Raw genomic sequence first — 302 nt, forward strand, 5'->3', positions numbered from 1 at the left:
TGAGGTCGGTGCCCTTTTCGAACCAGAACCGCAGCAGTCGGTTGGTGTTCTCGTTGCTGCCCCGCTGCCAGGGGGAATGCGGATCGCAGAAGTAGACCGGGGCCTGCAGGGCCAGGCTGATGTCGCTCCAGCCGGCCATCTCCGCGCCGCGGTCCCAGGTGATGGTGCGGCGCAGATGAGCCGGCAGCTCGCTCATCGCCTCGATCATCGCGGTGGCCACCGAATCGGCGGTGTGATCGTGGGGTAGGTGCAGCAAGATGGTGAATCGGGTGCTGCGCTCGACCAGGGTGCCGATCGCACTG

The 302-nt window shown here is 66.2% G+C and carries 1 protein-coding gene; it reads right to left on the reverse strand.

Annotation, left to right across the window (positions count from 1 at the left end; genetic code table 11):
- Positions 1-302 (reverse strand): IS30 family transposase (locus AC5Y36_RS25895; RefSeq protein WP_500043832.1); only part of this gene is annotated, 302 nt, incomplete at both ends.

This window comes from Mycobacterium sp. NGS50, from assembly GCF_059812545.1.